Genomic DNA, 16039 nt, shown 5'->3' with positions numbered 1-16039 from the left:
AAGTATAATAAAGAAGTATGAAAGAGGCAATATCTAAATGAAGGGTAGGATAGTGATATGAAAATTGTTAGAAAACAAAGAACAAGAAGATTTGATATTTCCAGTCCATTCGGTATAATAATTGGATTTGTACTTATCGCTGGCGCTATTATGCTCGAGGGAGGCGGGATGAAGGGATTTAAAAATTTTTTAGACATTTCTTCAGTTTTTATCGTATTAGGTGGAACAATTGCAACCGTCATTGTTGCATATCGTTTCAGTGAGATTAAAAAATATATAAAAAGTATTTTTTATGTGTTAAATAGAAAAGAAGATAATTTGGAACAATTAGCTGATTTATTTGTCGATTTTTCAAAAAAATCAAAAAAACATGGGCTGTTATCATTAGAGGAAGATGGAGAAAAAATTGATAATCCCTTTATTCAAAAAGGCATTCGTTTAATGCTTAGCGGGTACGATGAAGAAGAGTTGAAAGAAGTGCTAGAACGCGATATTGAGACAGAAATAAATGAACTGAAAAAGGGCGCTATATTGCTTGATAAAATTGGTGAATTTACGCCATCTTGGGGAATGATTGGGACGTTAATTGGACTTATTCTTATGCTGCAAAATTTACAAGATACTTCAAAAATCGGTACTGGTATGGCAGTAGCGATGTTAACGACACTATACGGTTCTGTTCTTGCAAACTTAGTGTTTATACCACTCGCGGAAAAAATGTATCGTGGTATTGAAGATATATATTTTGAAAAGAAATTTGTTATTGAAGCCATTTCAGAACTATATTGTGGCCAAATTCCTTCTAAACTAAAATTAAAGCTTGATGCATTTGTTTATGAAAATAAAGTGAAAAAAGTAGCCTAGTTTTAGGAGTGGAATAATGATAAAAAGACTACAAAAAGGCTCGCCACGATGGATGACGACTTTTACAGATTTAACGATGCTGTTGCTTACTTTTTTTGTATTATTAGTTGCGACATCAAAAACAGATACAGGGAAATTCTCGAAAATGCTAGAAACATTTAATAATGAGAATGAACAAGAGCAGGTAGTGCAAAATACAATACCTGATATTTCACATGATAAAAATAAAGAAAAAGTAGATTCAAAAAAAACGTTAGATGAATTGTATAAAAAATTAAGTGCATATGTAACAAATAAAGGTATTAGAGACGTTAATGTGTATCGGGAAGATACAGGTGTAAGTATCGTTATTGTTGATAATTTATTATTTGATACGGGAGATGCTGTAATTAAGGAAGAAGCAAGAGGAGTTGTCGGTCAGTTAGTTGGATTCTTTCAATCTATTCCGAATCCGATTGTTGTAGAAGGTCATACGGATAGTAGACCAATTCATAACGAGAAATTCCCCTCTAACTGGGAGCTATCATCTGCACGTGCTGCAAATATGATCCATTTACTAATAGAAGACTACGGAGTTACACCATCACGTTTAGCGGCAGTTGGGTATGCGGATACGAAACCAGTTGCTGAAAACGACTCTCCAGATAATTGGCAAAAAAACCGCCGTGTTGTAATTTATATTAAAGAGTTGTAATATTATGTAGTAGAAATGTTGCATTTTTATTCTTGTTTTCGTTGGATTTTAAAAAAAAATATAAAAATATAAGCATTCTAAAAAAAAATATTTAAAATGTAGCGTTATTTTTTGTATAATGAATTAGAAATGAAGACATTTAATATTAAGATATCTTTATAAATAAAAGGAGAGAATTATTAACATGGCACATAAAATTTTAGTTGTAGATGATGCAGTATTTATGAGAACGATGATTAAAAACTTATTACAAAGTAATTCTGATTTTGAAATAATTGGTGAAGCAGAAAATGGAATTGAAGCAATTCAAAAATATAAAGAGTTACAACCAGACATCGTAACACTTGATATTACAATGCCAGAAATGGATGGATTAGAAGCGTTAAAGGAAATTATAAAAATTGACGCAAATGCAAAGGTTGTCATTTGTTCTGCTATGGGACAACAAGGTATGGTATTAGATGCAATTAAAAGCGGAGCAAAAGATTTTATTGTGAAACCGTTCCAAGCTGATCGTGTTGTTGAAGCATTAACAAAAGTAGTAACAAGTTAACATACATACCAATTGGGAGGTACCAACGAAAACATAAGTGTAGGACTGTATATGTAAGGAAAAGGGTACCTCCTTTTTGTATCCTTTCTATTAGTTTATGAACCATTAAATTGATATACATAAATAATAGGTTTACAGGACGGACAGGTAGGGGATTGATATGCAAACAGACTTATTAAGTATTTTTTTTGAAGAGTCAGAAGAACATTTACAGGCGTTAAATGAAAATGTGCTCACATTAGAACAAAATCCAGAAGATATGGAAGTTGTCAGTGAGATTTTCCGTTCTGCTCATACGTTTAAAGGGATGTCAGCTAGTATGGGATTTACAGAGATGGCAGATTTAACGCATAAAATGGAAAACGTATTAGACGAAATTCGTCACGGTAATATAGCAGTAAATGCAGATATTATTGATGTGATCTTTGAATGTATTGATAATTTAGAGAAAATGGTTGCAGATGTACAACAAGGTGGCATGGGGAATATTCATGTCGCTAGTACAAAACAAAAATTAGAAGCATTGCTTCATGCTGAACAATCTGTAGAACAGGTAGGAAATGAGGGAAACCTAGATGACGCAGTGTTGTATGCTGTGCATATTTCTGTTCAGCAACAGGCAATGTTAAAAGCAGTACGAGCAATTATGTGTATAGAAGCATTGCAAAAACTTGGGGAAATTACAAAAACAGTACCAACTGTAGAAGAAATTGAATCAGACACCTTTGATTGTGAATTCACGGTGCATATAAAAACAAAATCCAGCGAAGATGAAATTCAACAAGCTGTACGTAGTGTATCTGAAATTGAGCACGTAGAAATCAATAAATTAGAGGTACAAAGAGAAGAAAAGCAATCCATCTTAAAAAGTGAAAAAAAGATAGAGACCTCGCAACAATCATCAGTAAAGGAATCTACTAAGTCACAAGCAAAAAATAAAAATGTAAAAGTTGAAAATCGTTCGATACGTGTGCAATTAGAAAAAATTGAGCGTTTAATGAATATGTTTGAAGAAAGTGTTATTGAACGCGGAAGAATTGATGAATTGGCAGAATCGATTCAAAACAAAGAATTAATTGAACACTTGAATCGATTAGGAGATATTTCAAAGGATATCCAAAATGTTTTATTAAATATGCGTATGGTTCCAATTGAAACAGTTTTTAATCGTTTTCCACGTATGGTTCGTATGGTTGCAAAAGATCTTGGTAAGAAAATAGATTTGCAAATTACTGGTGAAGAAACCGAAGTTGATAAGATTGTTATTGATGAAATTGGAGACCCGCTTGTACATATTATCCGTAATGCAATCGACCATGGTATTGAAACGGTTGATGTAAGACGTAGTGTAGGAAAGAGTGAAACAGGAACAATTAAACTTGCGGCATTTCATAGTGGTAATCATGTTGTTATTCAAATTTCTGATGATGGTAATGGTATTAATAAAGGAAGAGTCTTGAAAAAGGCGATTCAAAACGGTGTTGTGACAGAAGCAGAAGCAAGTAAGTTGACAGATCGTGAAGTGTACGATCTTATCCTTGCACCGGGATTTAGTACAGCGGAAGTGGTTTCTGATTTATCCGGCCGCGGTGTAGGGCTAGATGTTGTGAAACATACAATTAGTAGTTTGGGAGGACATGTAATCATTGAATCAGAAGAAGGAAAAGGAAGTAAGTTCCGTATTGAGCTTCCATTAACACTTTCTATTATTCAATCTATGCTCGTTCAAACAAATGAAACACGTTATGCCGTACCACTTGGAAATATCGTTGAAGCAATTCGTGTTAAAAAAGAAGATATTCAAACACTGCAAGGAAAAGATGTTTTGAATTATCGTGATCAAATTATTGAAGTAAAGCATTTAAGTGTTATTTTCGGCGAGAAGACATTAGAAGAAGCTTTAGACACATATGAGGGACAAATGGTTCCAGTTTTAATTGTTCGTAATTCACATCGTAGTTATGGATTGTTTGTAAATATGATCATTGGTCAAAGAGAAATTGTACTAAAATCACTAGGGGACTTTTTTGCTGATAGCGTAACATATTTTTCAGGTGCAACGATTCTCGGTGACGGACGGGTAGTCCTTATTGTAAACCCAGAAGGTTTATAATACGAATCAACTCCTCAACAGACATAGTTGGGGAGTTTTAGGTTATTACCTTATTCATAGGCAGTAAGTTTAATAACCTAATTTTTAGAGGAAGTAAAGAAGAGAGAACATTATTTAAAATGTATGAATCAATGAAAGTTTTTATTAGTAGAAATGGAGCCCCCTCCATTAATGGGAGTTTCAATTTGCATATTTGTTGTTTTTGTAATAATTTTTTAAAAATGTATGAAATATAGTTGTTTTCTTTTGAAATTTTGTATTTAATTTTATATGAGTATAAAAATATTGAAATGTAACAATTTTTATTGATAGAAAGAACGATATGAGGGGGTTTAACAAATGTCTGAACAGCATAGACAAGGAGAAAGTGATACTCTTGTACTAGAAGATCACTCCCATTTATTAACACAACAAGAGCGTGATATTCTTGGAGAAATTGCCAATATATCATTTGGATCAGCTTCTACGATATTGTCTACTTTATTAAATCGTCAAGTAAGTATTACTGCGCCTCACGTAGAAGTAGTAGAATTGTATGATGCAAGAGATGTTGAAGTTCCACACGTTGTATTAAATATCCATTTTATAAAAGGGCTTGAAATGGAAAACTTGCTTGTTATTAAGCAAAATGTTGCCTTAGCAATTGCTGACCTAATGATGATGGGATCAGGTAAAGTTGACGCTAATAAAGAACTTTCTGAATTAGAGTTAAGTGCAGTTAAAGAAGCGATGAATCAAATGATGGGCTTTGCAGCAACTTCTATGTCGGAGTTCTTTAAAGATAGCGTTGACATGTCTCCTCCGACAATTCAAGTTGTAACACTTAAGGATGAAATTAAGAAAATTTCTGAGCTTGATAATAGCGGAGCAATCATTAAAATTGCATTTGATTTGAAAATTGATGATTTAGTAAATTCAAAGCTTGTGCAGATTGTTTCGATAGAGAGTGCAAAGGGAATGATCAACAAGCTTCTACAAGTATCAGGGAATATAGAGGAGGAAGATAATTCTTCAGTAATAGAAGTATTGAACCAAGAAGAGAAAGATGCACTTGGAGAGATTGCGAATATATCTATTGGATCAGCTTCTACCGTATTGTCAACATTGCTAAATCAACCTGTATCAATTAGCATACCAAAGGTTGAAATTATTAATGCGCATCATTATGATAGAGAATCTATTCCTTTTGTTATTATAAATGTAGATTTTATTGAAGGCTTACAACATGAAAATATGTTTGTATTTTCAAAAGAGGTTGCCTTAACAATGCTAGATTTAATGATGATGGGCAATGGTGAGATTGATCTAAAACAAGGTTTAACTGATTTGGAATTAAGCGGTGTGAAAGAAATTATGAACCAAATGATGGGGCATGCAGCAACAGCAATGTCCGAGGTGTTTGGAGAGAAAATGGATATTTCAACGCCAAGAGTTAAATTTGTCACTCTTCAAGAAGAAATGGAAAGTATGAGTGCAGCTAGTATGACGGATGAACTCGCTCAAATTACGTTTCAAATTGAAATTGGAGATTTACTAGATTTGAAGATGTACCAAATTTTACCTATACCAGAAGCGAAAGAAATGGTAAAACGCCTACTTCCGCAAGAGGTAAATGAAGTAGAGATTAAGAAGCAAGAAGCAACTACAGTGGAACCTTTACAGCGACAAAATCATGCTTCTATTACAAATCTAGAAGAGGATATATTACAGAATGTAGAAGTGGATTTAAAGTTTGTATTTGGTAATACAATGAAAACAATCGAAGATATTTTAGGTTTACATGAACATGAAACAGTAGTATTAGATGAAAGTATCGAAGAACCAATCCAAATTTATGTAAATAATGTGTTAATTGCTTATGGAGAACTTGTAAATGTGGACGGCTTTTTTGGTGTTAAAGTAATTAAATCATTATAAACTCATCATATAGGAGTTTGAAATTAAACATGAAAAATATGAGGAATCTTCTCAGCGGCTGGATAGTCTTACAACTGCTTATTTATTTTCCTGTATATGGAAAAGCGGAAGTGATTGAGCAAATTCCTGCTGTTAAACAGGATAATCATACACTGGTGAAAGAATACAGTGTAAACACAGAGATAGGATACGTTACTGTAAATACAAAAAAAGCTATTGTTGGAGAAACAATTCATATTGCGATTAAACCAAAAAAATTAGGTGGACAAACATTAATAGGATGTCTTCAATTGTTGAAAACAGAACAACAAGTAGGACAGGAGCGTCAGTTGGCTTTTACATATGACGTAGAGAAGCAACTATGGACGACGAGTTATACAGTTACTCCGTATGATTTAGAAGGAGACTGGCAGCTTGATCTCCTTATGAATGGTGATAAAGAACCTGTAGAACAGAACGTTGATCTTGTTCATATTGAAAATAAAGAGCCTCTTCCCGATAAAGAAGGGCCAAAGGTAGAAGAATTTTTGGTTCAGGATCATCTAGAGAATGCATTTGAAATGAAGAAAGGTGAATTGCTAAATATTCGCGTTAAGGCAAAGGATGCAGAATCATCTGTTAAACAAGTTGTGATTCGTCTAGAAGATAAAGAAACGAATTTTACTGTCCCGCTTCAATATGAGAAAAAAGAAGGTATCTGGATAGGGAAATATGAAATTTCTGATGGGATCCCCACCGGAACCTACAAAGCTATGATTGAATTGATCGATGGAGCTGGGAATAAAAGTTTCATGGAAAGTAAGTATGTCATTTCAGTTGTAGCTGAAAGTAAGAAAGAAGAAATAACGAATCCACCAAAAGACAAAGCGGAAGAGCAAGGGAAGAAAGAAGAAGGGGAAGCTGCAACTCCTTCGAAAGAGGCAATTATTACAATAACAGAACCGATAAAATCGGTAACACAAAATCAGGATGAGATGACTTCTGACCAGGGTGTGACAATGAAATCGAAAGAAAAATTAAATACACCACATGATCAAGAAGCAGCTGAACAACAGAAAAAACATGTTGATGAAAAAAAGAAACAGCAGACTGGCGTACAGTCATCGGATTTATTCGCTATTATATCTGGAGGATTTTTGTTATTCTTTATATTAAAAAGTAATAAAGAATGGGGTTTATAAAGTAAAACTACCATCGGTGAGGGAGTATTTCTCATTGATGGTAGTTTTACTAAAGAGACATGATGAGAAAAGGAGGCATGTATATGGAGATCAATCGAGTTACAATAGGACAGAAAACGCTTGAACCATTACAACAGCCTTCAGGTTTTACTAAAAAGGAAGTAACCATAGGACAACAAAAATATACAGTATCGTTTGCAATTGACCATCATATTGTTACAAAAGGAGATCAAATTGGAATTCTATTATCAAGTGTACAAGATGGAGAAGTTGCTCTTGGTAACATTTCAAATGAATTAAAGTCAGTCTTACAATTGCTGCAGCAGTTATCGATGGTGTTAGAAGAGAAAGATGGACAAAGTGAGCAAATGTATCAAGAAATTTTAAACAAAGTGCAGGAGCTTGTGAAACATGTCCATGTTCGTCAAATTCCTTTATTAGATGGCACATATGACTTTATTGAATTGCCAGTCCCTTTTTTGCAGCATGGAAAACAAGTAACGATTCCCTTGCTAGATGTGACTGCCCTTATTCATATGTTAAGGCAAGATCCATCTAAAATAGAGATGGTTATGCAAGCGATAACAAATTACATTGCAAAAGTTCCTAATGAAAGTACAGTTGTTGATGCATCGTCTATTTTTTCGAAAGAACGTGATGTTAGTGTGTGGCGAGCATTAGCTGAAATGAGTATGACACAGTTTCAGCAGCAGGTGAAGCAATTAGTAGGACAACATAAATGGTCTATTACAGTCTTTTTCTTGGTTATTTGGATAATATGTATATATATAAATCTAAATTAAAAAACCGACATAAAACCATTCTTTTTCGGTGGGCGAGAGCATCTGGCCATGCATAGAAGCGGTTAGTGCTCTTTCCTGCCACATACAAGGTAAAACAAAGGGAGAAAGCAAGAGCAGGCTCCTTTTGCATAGCCGTAATCTATATGTCGGAAAATTAAAATGGATTCATATATATTATTTATGGGTAAGTATAAGTGACTCAAAAGTGAAACTTCCATGAGTATAGTAGCATCCACTGACCGCAATGTAAGCTTCGTCGATTGGCTTTAATAAAAACAGGTTGCTATTCATAATGAAAGCAACCTGTTTTTATTTTCATTATATTTTTTCATAGAAGAAAGTATCAAATCGTTGTAGGTTATAGCGCTCTGGAGTTAAAATTTGTTCTGTACTACCGACAAATAACACCCCGCCTTTTTTGAGTGAGCGGCTAAATTTTTCGTATATTTTTGTCCGTGCTTCCTCCGTGAAATAAATCATAACATTTCGGCAAATAATTAAATCAAAATTTATATCGAATGGTTGTACTAATAAATCGTGTTGTTTAAATGTAACTTGCTGCTTTATATCAGGATGAACGCTATATTGATCATTTATTTGTGTGAAATATGTATGTTTTACAGTGCTTGGAACTTCTTTCAAGGAACGGTTAGAATAAGTTCCTTGTTTTGCTTTTTCTAAAATATTCAAATCAAGATCAGTTGCATGAATTTCAAATCGATATTTTGGTAGAATGTTCGAAAGAATAATTGATAATGTATATGGTTCTTCCCCTGCGGCGCAAGCAGCACTCCACATTTTTAATTTATTTTGATTTTGCTGAATAAGTTTCGGTAATACCTTTGTTTCAAGAGCGTCCCATCTTTCACGATTTCGGTAAAATTCAGATACGTTTATTGTTAAGTGATCAATGAACTCGGCGAATAGGGAAGAATCGCGTTGTAATTCATGTAGGAAGTTTGTATAGCTTGAATATCCTTTTCGTGTAATAAAAGATTCGATTCTTCTTTTCATTCTATCTTGTTTATATAAAGAAATATCGGTACTGAAATATTGTTTAAATTGTTTCATGAAATAATTATAGTCCTGTTCTAAGCTCATTATAATAATAGGCACAATATACAATATTGTGCCTCCTCCTTATTTAATTATTATTTTACATCATGCGAATCTTTTGTTCGAAATTTTTGTTGTCTTGCTTATCTTGCAGCCCAGGTAAATCAAAAATAACAGCATTTTTTCTCGCTTCTTTTGCAATATCTATCGGTATGACAGCTGTATGTTTGTCACCGTTATAAAAACAAAGTACTAAATCGGACTCTTTGACAATTTGTTTTACGAAAAACATGTATTCAGAGCGATAAATTGCTTCGTTTGGATGATTGAAAGAAAAGAATTGTGCTCCTTGAACTTTTAAATATGCTACAATATCTTGAAATTCATCTGATAATACATGTAAAGGATGTAATGTATATATAGATAAATTAGGAGCAAGCTGCTCATTCTCAACGAAAAAGCGAAGGACTTCACTCTCAATTGATTTGTAGCATAACACATAGATTCGATGTTTATAAGCATATTCAGATAAAAATTTTTTTATTTCCGCTTGATCTAATGTTGTTAATTGATTGGAACCACAAAGGAATATATTCATAAAATCTGCCACCTCATCGTAAATTGTAACATAGATTGTGTAAAAAATAACTGCAAATTATCGTTTAACAAGTTATAATTATAAATAAATAGATTTTACGATAAAACGATAAAGATTAAATAGGTGATGTATTATGTTACGTTTTGTACCAACCAGTCCAATTTTATCCCATATGCCAACCCAGTTACCAGCAGGGAAGGATGCGAAAGAAACATTGCGTCCGTCTTTTTCGGAGAAATTACAAGCTGATCCGAAAAACGAAAAATTGCTTGAACAAATCGAGGCACTTGTTGATAATATTGGGGAAATAAAAGAAAAAATTGAACAAGAATTAACAATGGATAATATTATGGAATACAGAAGTACAGTAAAGTCATTTTTGAATTTCTATGTAGATAATTTGATGCAGTATAAAGATGTATTATCACGTCATCCGCGCTACGGTTATTCGCAAAAAATGACGGTTATCAAACAAGTAGAAAATGGATTGAATGATTTAGAAGATGTTATGAATTTAGTAAATACAAAAACTGGCCACTTAGAAATATTAAATCAGATTGGAGAAATCCACGGTTTAATTGTTAATTTGGTGTTGTAGAAGGAGGGTAGATATTATGTACCAAAATCTATATGAACAACTTACGAGAATTAAAGATACGTATGAACATATTGGAGTTCTCGGAGAACAAATTTATGAGCATCTGCAGCAAAAAAAGTTAGCAGATGTGCAATCTTTGCATACGAGGCAGCTTCAACATATTGAGCAAGTGAAACAATTGACGTATCGTTTTCAAGAAATGATAGAGATGTATTGCAAAGAAAAAGGGATAGAGGTAACGAAAGTTCAGTTTTTATTTTCTTATTTTTCTAATGAAGAAATTAAAAAAATGGAAGAATTACAAAAAAACATGATAAAATTAGAAGAGAACATTAAAATGGTACTTTTAAAAAATCAATATTACTTAAACGTACTATTAAAAACTACAGAAAGTATTGTGGATTCCGTTTCTGAATTTAATCTTGAAAGAAACCATAATTCACAAATTTTCATGAATGAATTATTGTAGATAAGGGAGAAGTGAAAAACATGAAATTAACGGATTATAATACGTCCTTGTCTGGGATGTTAGCAGCACAACTAGGTCTTCAGACAACAAGACAAAATCTTACTAATATGCGAACACCGGGTTATGTTCGTCAAGTAGTGAATTACAGCGCTGTTGGGGGAAGTCGAGGAGACACACCTGAACAACGCATTGGTTACGGTGTAAAGACAGTAAGTATAGATCGTGTAACGGATGAAGTGAAAACACGTCAATATAATGAGCAGTTATCACAATTCTCATATCATTCTTATATGAATTCGATATTATCACGAGTAGAAACAGTGGTAGGATCTCCAAACAAAAATTCATTATCAAGTTTAATGGATCAATTCTATAACTCGTTTCGTGAAGTGGCGAAAAATCCAGAACAACCTAACTATTATAATATGTTAGTCGCTAATACAAATAAATTTACGAATCAGTTAAATAGAATTGCAAAGAATTTCGAAGAAGTAGAAGCACAAGCAGGGGAAGAGGCAGCGCAGCATGTGAAAGCATTCAACCGACTGGCTGATAGTTTAGCGGAGACGAATTTGAAAATTGGTCAAGCTGGAGAACATGTACCGAATCAATTACTAGATGAGCGAGATAAAATTATTAGTGAAATGTCACAATATGCAAATATTGACGTTTCAAATGAATCTATTAATCCTAATATAGTGAGCGTAAGAATTAACGGAGTGTTACTTGTAAGCGGTCAAGATATCATCGGAGATCCAAGAACACAAAGAAACATAGGAAATGCGCAAAATAATGGACAAACCGTTTATCCGTTAGACTTAATTAAAAATAATAATAATACAATGTCTGTCAAAGTTTTAGGAACGGACGTTCAATTACAGGGCGGTACGATTCAAGCAGCGATGGATGCGAAAAAAACAATTGCAGGATATAAAGAAGACTTAAACAACTTAATGATGGCGCTAAAAGGCGAAATAAATGGTGTTATGCAGAAAGATTTCTTTGTTGGAACTGATGCGAAGGGGATGCGAATCAATCCTGATTTTGAAGCAGATGTTACCAAAATGAAGATTTCTGTCGATACAGCAAATGCATTGGCTGCAGTTGGGGATCGCCAGTATGCTGTTGGACTTACTTACAAGCAAACGTTAGATAAACAGATTGTACAAGTTGCAGCGGATACAAATGCGTTTGAGGCATATAAAACGATTCATGGGGATCTGTTAAATGGAATTGAGCAAGAAAAATCAAGTTTAGAAGGCGTAAATATGGATGAAGAAATGGTCAATTTGATGGCCTATCAAAAATATTTTGTCGCGAATTCAAAGGCAATTACTACATTAAACGAAGTTTTTGATAGTTTATTTTCAATTATTAGATAAATGGTGCTATTAACAATGAGAGAACATTAGTTCAATCAGAGTTATAGAATAAATACAGCTCATGTAGAAGACTATATAAATACGATTGAAAAACCGACATAAAAACTCCTTTTTTAGGTGGACGAGAGCATCTGACCGTGCATAGAAGCGGTCAGGGCCTTTTCCTGCCACATGCAAAGTTTAAAACAAAAGGATAAAGCGAGTGCGGGATACGTTTTGTTCTGCATAGCAGCGATTTATATGTTGGAGAATAAAAATAGATTTATATAAAAAGCATATCTACGAAATTGAGCGAGAGTGAGAGGGAGATTTTATGAGAGTATCAACGTTTCAAAATGTGAATTGGGCCCAAAGTGAATTAATGCGTCTAAATTCTCAGCAAATGTATCATCGTAATCAAGTGACATCTGGTAAAAAGAATATTCGAATGAGTGAAGATCCACTTGCGGCAAGTAAATCATTTGCAATTCAACATTCTTTAGCAAACATTGAGCAAATGCAAAAAGATTTAGCAGATTCAAAAAGTGTTTTAAAACAAACAGAAAGTTCGTTACAAGGTGTTTATAAATCGTTATCACGAGTAAATGATCTTACGATTCAAGCGTTAAATGGAACAAATGGTCCAAAGGAATTGCAAGCGACTGGAGCGGAAGTAGATCAATTATTAAAACAGGTTGTGTATTTGGCAAATACACAAGAAAACGGACGTTATATATTTGGAGGGGAAGTTACAACGCAGCCTCCGTTTGCTGCTGATGGGGCATACCGTGGTGGAAATCAAGATGTGAAGTGGACACTAAATGATGGGTATACAGTACCAGTGTTTCGAAATGGGAAAGACTTATTAACTCCAACGATCGAAACGTTAGTGAAAATAAAAGATGCAATGCAAACTGGCAATCAACAAGCGTTAGAAACATTAAAGCAAGAGAATAAAGATAATTTAGATAAGGTTTTGGGTCGTACAACAGAGGTCGGTGCGACGCTGAATACGTTAAATGCATTTGAAACAATTTTAAATGAGCACAATTTAGCGTTAAGTGAAAATCGCAAAGAAATTGAGGATGTTGATTTAGCAGTAGCTATATCTGATTTATCGTACATTAATGCAACGTATGAAGCGACTTTAAAAGCAGTAAGTACAATGAGTAAAATTAGTATTTTAGATTATATGTAAAAAATATATGTATATAGGTTAAAAAGCGACATAAAATCCCTTTCTTTTTTATAGGAGGACGAGAGTATCTGGCCGTGCATAGGAGCGGTCAGGGCCTTTTCCTGCCACATACCATAGTTTAAAACAAAGGGAGCAAGCAAGTGCAGGTTATGACGTATTCTGCACAGCAGAGACTTTTATGTTGAAACATTAAAACGGATTTATATAGAATGAGGAGTGGAATAGTATGGCAGGAACGATAAGTAATATTGGGGGAAAACAGCAAATTTGGAATACAGGGAGTAATCTTATAAACGTAAAAGATCTTGTAGATTTAGAATTACAGGCATTAGAGGCAAAGAAATCGCCTTATAATAGTTCAAAACAGAGTTTAGTAGACGAAAAAAATGTATATGCTAGTGTAAAGAAAGAGTTTAGTGATTTTGTAACAGCCTTTACAAATTTGTCATCATTTAAAGGGAATGAAAAGAAAACAAGTACATCTAAAGATGGATTTATCACTGCGGAAGCAGATGGGTCTGCGTTCGCAGGGACATATAATATTACTGTTCAAAAATTAGCGCAAAGACATCAAATCACAAGTGTAAAAGATATAAATATAAACGATACAATTGGTCAAAATGGTATTTTTAAAATTGGTGATAAACCATTAGAAGTTAAAGCTGATATGACATATAAAGATTTAATTAATAAAATGAATAACGGCGGTTATGGTGTAACAGCCTATACATTAGGAACTAAAATGTTTGTAACATCTGCAAAAGCAGGAACAGAAGGAAAAATTGAATTAGCGGAAGTAAATGGAGATATATTACAAACTATAGGTTTGTTTAATGCACCTAATCAAATTGCTCATGAAGAAACACCACCTCAAGATGCCGAATATACGATTAATGGCATTACACAGACAAGTAAATCTAATACAGTTAATGCACTTCCAGGTGTAACGATTAAGTTAGAAAAAGAAACATCAGAACCAATTAGGCTAACGGTTGAAGATTCTAATATAAACGCTGCTATGGATGCAATAAAAAAAATGACGACAGAATATAATAAGGCTGTTTCAAAATTGGATTTGTTTGCAGGTAAGGACGGGGTTTTACAAGGAAGCAGTGTAGGATTTTCGTTGCAAAATGCAATGACGAGTATGTTTTCCTATTCTAAGGGGAATCAATATGTATCCTCTTTTGGTATTCAAGTTGAGAAGGATGGAAATGTGAAACTTGATGAGGAAAAATTAAAGACGGCATTTAGAGAAAATCCAGATGCAGTAAATGCTTTTTTCTTTGGCTTTAATGGTCTTGGACATGAAATAGAGAAAAAACTAGATGGCATATTCGGTGTTAAGTCATTCATGACGGAACGAACTAAAAGTATTGATAAAGAAATTCGTGATTTAGATAGTAAAATTAAAGATATCGATTCTCTTAATAAAATGAAACAGGAAGCAATTGTTGGTAAATATTCAAAATTAGAACAGCAATTAGCTATGCTTGATATGCAGTTAAAACAAATGAAAGCAATGACAAAACAAAAGAGTGATGATTAAGGAAAGCGTATAAATACAAATTGAAAAACCAACCTAAAAGTTCCTTTCTTTTTAAAAGGATGAGAGCATCTGACCGTACGTAGAAGCGGTCAGGGCTTTTTCCTGCCATAGCAAGGGTTAAAACAAAGGAAGAAAGCGAGTAGGGCGCATTTTTAGTCTGCATAGTCCCGGCTTATATGTTGGAAAATCAAAATGGATTTATATAGAAGGAGTTAATGGTATGCAAGCGTGGCAGCGATATATGCAACATAACATTATGACAAGTAATCCAATTAAAAATACAATTTTTATTTATGAAAGATGTATTGTAGAATTTCGAAAATTAGAAGAACTACTAAATAATTTTCAGTTTGAACAAGCTGATGAAGTAGTAGGTAAATTGGATCGTATTTTTGATGAATTAAAGTTACAGTTGAATCCAGACATTAGTAAAGATTTATATGACAGCTTATATTCGCTATACGATTGGATTAGTCAGCAAATTGGAATGATGAAAATGACACGTACAGTTGCAGATATGGATGGGATTGTACAAGTGTTGCAAGATTTAATTGAAGGATATCGTGGAGTGTTAGCGGATGAACAATAAAGCGTATGAAAAATTTGTGAGCTGTTTTAATGATACCTACGATGTGATTGTATCAGAAGAGGAATTAAAAACACGAATGGCAGAATTTAATACGTGGTTTTCAACATTAGAGGAATCAATGAATAATCAAGTCGCTAATGAAGTTATTCCGCTTATTACGAAGGCAGCAGAAAAAATTCGTAATAATCAGCACTTATTAGAAGAAATGATTATGGTAAATGATGGAAGAATGAAAGCGAATTTGTATTACGGTAAGTATTGAAAGTCTTGTATATAAAGAAAGGGCGATCGTATTCGAAAGGATCATCGCTTTTTCTTTTGCTTTATTTGTAAAACTTTATTTTTATATATAAGTTGAAAAACCGGCATAAAAACCTCTTTTTTGGGAGGGCGAGAGCATCTGGCCATGCATAGGAGCGATCAGGGCCTTTTCCTGCCACATGCGAGGTTTTCAAACAAAGAGAGCAAACAAGTGCAGGTCATGATGTATTCTGCA

General features: G+C 33.6%; 15 protein-coding genes and 2 pseudogenes. 15 read left to right on the top strand and 2 right to left on the bottom strand.

Features of this window, described 5'->3' with window-relative positions; genetic code table 11:
* Positions 1–57: 57 nt before the first annotated feature.
* The 8 genes and pseudogenes from V7024_RS03435 (at position 58) to V7024_RS03405 (ending at position 8125) form a co-directional block, all read left to right on the top strand.
* Positions 58–864 carry a MotA/TolQ/ExbB proton channel family protein gene (locus tag V7024_RS03435; protein WP_335515689.1) on the top strand — a complete coding sequence of 269 codons (807 nt, stop codon included), beginning with the start codon at positions 58–60 and terminating at the stop codon, positions 862–864.
* A 16-nt stretch (positions 865–880) separates the two neighbouring features.
* Positions 881–1558 carry an OmpA family protein gene (locus V7024_RS03430; protein ID WP_335515686.1) on the top strand — a complete coding sequence of 226 codons (678 nt, stop codon included), beginning with the start codon at positions 881–883 and terminating at the stop codon, positions 1556–1558.
* Positions 1559–1742: 184 nt separating this feature from the next.
* A complete protein-coding gene (locus tag V7024_RS03425; RefSeq protein ID WP_335515684.1) occupies positions 1743–2111 on the top strand; it encodes a response regulator in 369 nt (122 codons plus the stop codon).
* Positions 2112–2271: 160 nt separating this feature from the next.
* A pseudogene (locus V7024_RS24345) lies at positions 2272–2520 on the top strand (Hpt domain-containing protein); the annotation flags it as partial.
* Positions 2521–2709: 189 nt separating this feature from the next.
* Positions 2710–4224 (top strand): annotated as a pseudogene (locus V7024_RS03420) (chemotaxis protein CheW); the annotation flags it as partial.
* A 339-nt stretch (positions 4225–4563) separates the two neighbouring features.
* Complete coding sequence (locus V7024_RS03415; protein WP_335515678.1) at positions 4564–6141, top strand: flagellar motor switch protein; 1578 nt, start codon at positions 4564–4566, stop codon at positions 6139–6141.
* A 29-nt stretch (positions 6142–6170) separates the two neighbouring features.
* Positions 6171–7322: a hypothetical protein gene (locus V7024_RS03410; protein ID WP_335515675.1), complete on the top strand. Its 1152-nt coding sequence runs from the start codon at positions 6171–6173 to the stop codon at positions 7320–7322.
* Positions 7323–7405: 83 nt separating this feature from the next.
* A complete protein-coding gene (locus tag V7024_RS03405) occupies positions 7406–8125 on the top strand; it encodes a hypothetical protein (protein WP_335515673.1) in 720 nt (239 codons plus the stop codon).
* 318 nt (positions 8126–8443) lie between these two features.
* Here the strand turns inward: V7024_RS03405 and V7024_RS03400 are convergent, their stop codons facing one another.
* Positions 8444–9226 carry a CheR family methyltransferase gene (locus V7024_RS03400; RefSeq protein WP_335515713.1) on the bottom strand — a complete coding sequence of 261 codons (783 nt, stop codon included), beginning with the start codon at positions 9224–9226 and terminating at the stop codon, positions 8444–8446.
* 55 nt (positions 9227–9281) lie between these two features.
* Entirely contained in the window at positions 9282–9779 is a 498-nt protein-coding gene (locus V7024_RS03395) for a flagellar motor switch protein FliG (RefSeq protein ID WP_335515670.1), read from the bottom strand.
* A gap of 133 nt (positions 9780–9912) precedes the next feature.
* Between V7024_RS03395 and V7024_RS03390 the strand changes: the two genes are divergently transcribed.
* The 7 genes from V7024_RS03390 to V7024_RS03360 all read left to right on the top strand — a co-directional run bounded on the left by V7024_RS03390 (position 9913) and on the right by V7024_RS03360 (position 15805).
* Entirely contained in the window at positions 9913–10377 is a 465-nt protein-coding gene (locus tag V7024_RS03390) for a YaaR family protein (RefSeq protein ID WP_335515667.1), read from the top strand.
* A gap of 16 nt (positions 10378–10393) precedes the next feature.
* Positions 10394–10846 carry a hypothetical protein gene (locus V7024_RS03385; RefSeq protein WP_335515664.1) on the top strand — a complete coding sequence of 151 codons (453 nt, stop codon included), beginning with the start codon at positions 10394–10396 and terminating at the stop codon, positions 10844–10846.
* 20 nt (positions 10847–10866) lie between these two features.
* Complete coding sequence (flgK, locus tag V7024_RS03380) at positions 10867–12228, top strand: flagellar hook-associated protein FlgK (RefSeq protein WP_335515661.1); 1362 nt, start codon at positions 10867–10869, stop codon at positions 12226–12228.
* 313 nt (positions 12229–12541) lie between these two features.
* Positions 12542–13405 carry a flagellar hook-associated protein 3 gene (locus V7024_RS03375; RefSeq protein WP_335515658.1) on the top strand — a complete coding sequence of 288 codons (864 nt, stop codon included), beginning with the start codon at positions 12542–12544 and terminating at the stop codon, positions 13403–13405.
* A gap of 226 nt (positions 13406–13631) precedes the next feature.
* The gene (locus V7024_RS03370; protein WP_335515655.1) at positions 13632–14954 is read left to right on the top strand and encodes a flagellar hook-associated protein 2; all 1323 of its coding nucleotides are present in this window, start codon (positions 13632–13634) and stop codon (positions 14952–14954) included.
* Between the two features lie 220 nt (positions 14955–15174).
* The gene (fliS, locus tag V7024_RS03365) at positions 15175–15543 is read left to right on the top strand and encodes a flagellar export chaperone FliS (protein ID WP_335515652.1); all 369 of its coding nucleotides are present in this window, start codon (positions 15175–15177) and stop codon (positions 15541–15543) included.
* Positions 15533–15805: a flagellar biosynthesis protein FlgG gene (locus V7024_RS03360; RefSeq protein ID WP_335515649.1), complete on the top strand. Its 273-nt coding sequence runs from the start codon at positions 15533–15535 to the stop codon at positions 15803–15805. The genes fliS and V7024_RS03360 overlap by 11 nt, the downstream gene beginning before the upstream one ends.
* Positions 15806–16039 lie beyond the last annotated feature (234 nt).

The organism is Bacillus sp. JJ864, assembly GCF_036963045.1.
Classification (GTDB): domain Bacteria; phylum Bacillota; class Bacilli; order Bacillales; family Bacillaceae_G; genus Bacillus_A; species Bacillus_A pseudomycoides_C.
Note: the sequence above shows the minus strand (reverse complement) of the source record. Positions and strands in the feature narration are given on the sequence as shown.